At 72.3% G+C, this 1,224-nt stretch carries 1 protein-coding gene; it reads right to left on the bottom strand.

The annotated features are described in order from the left end of the window. On the bottom strand, positions 1–1,179 hold a 1,179-nt coding region (locus U9980_RS13970), incomplete at its 3' end, for a cobalt-precorrin-5B (C(1))-methyltransferase (protein WP_322768308.1). Between the last annotated feature and the right edge of the window lie 45 nt (positions 1,180–1,224).

The following is a 1,224-nucleotide window of genomic DNA, read 5'->3' as shown; positions in this document are numbered from 1 at the left end:
TGGCGCAGACCTGCATGGCCCGACCCATGTCTGTTCCGTCGCGGCGACGCAGGACATCCCGGTGAAGTCGACCATGGCGACCCGGGCCCGCAGACGTCCCTCGGTGAACCGGACGAGAACGCCCGCGACCCGGGCACAGAGCAGGTCGCCGGCTGCCCGCAGCAGGCCGGCGGTCTCCCACAGCTCATGGGCGTGGCGCGCGGTGTTGGCAACGGCGACCGCGGCCACCAGCGCCGCGTCGCCACCGGCGTCCGCGGTGATCCCGGCGAGCAGGTCCGGGGAGACCTTCGACCGGGTGTAGTGCGTCATCAGGATGCCCGCGGCCAGCTTGGTGAGCTTGCCGGCCATGCCGACGAAGACCACGTCGGTCATGCCCACCTCGACCGCGCGGCGCAGGGCCGCTCCGGTGAAGTCGCCGACCTCGACGAAGCACACCTCGGGCAGCGCCGGTAGCAGCCCGATGGCCGCCTTCTCGGTGCGCCCGCCGGTGGCGAGCACGACCGTGCACTGCTGCTGGGCGGCGGCGACCGCCACGGCCTGTTCCACCGAGGCCCGCCATGACGCGGTGGAGAAGGGCCGCACGATGCCGGTGGTGCCAAGGATCGAGATCCCGCCGATGATGCCGAGGCGGGCGTTGGTGGTCCGCCGCGCCATCCGCTCCCCATCCGGCACGCTGATCACCACCCGTAACCCGCGGGTGTCCAGGTCGACGACCTCCGCGACCGACCGTGTGATCATCGATCGGGGCACCGGGTTGATCGCCGCTTCGCCGACGGGCAGGCCGAGACCGGGTTTCGTGACGACGCCGACGCCGGTTCCACCGTCGATCTCGATTCCGGTCCGCGTCCGCCAGGTCACCGTCGCGGTCAGGTGTGCGCCGTGGGTGACGTCCGGATCGTCCCCGGCATCCTTGATCACGACGGCTTCGGCGGTTCGTCCGGCATCGACCACGCACCGCTCGACCGCGAAGGAGACCAGCCCGCCGGCTGGCAGGCTCACGGTGACCTCCCGCTGCACGATCCCGGAGACCAGGGCCGCGCTCGCGGCTTTCGCCGCGGCGGCCGAACACGTCCCGGTGGTCCATCCGGTGCGCAGCGCGTCCGGCCGGACCTTGGCGGTGCGCGGCAGATCAGGCTCACGCAGCGGGACCAGCTGGGGAGCCGGTTCATGGGGGTTCACGCCGGTTGCTCTCCGGCTTCCCGCGGACGGTCGTGGGTCCGGTCG

Origin of the sequence: Protofrankia sp. Cr1 (assembly GCF_963555865.1) — a bacterium.
Lineage (GTDB): Bacteria > Actinomycetota > Actinomycetes > Frankiales > Frankiaceae > Protofrankia.
Note: the sequence above shows the minus strand (reverse complement) of the source record. Positions and strands in the feature narration are given on the sequence as shown.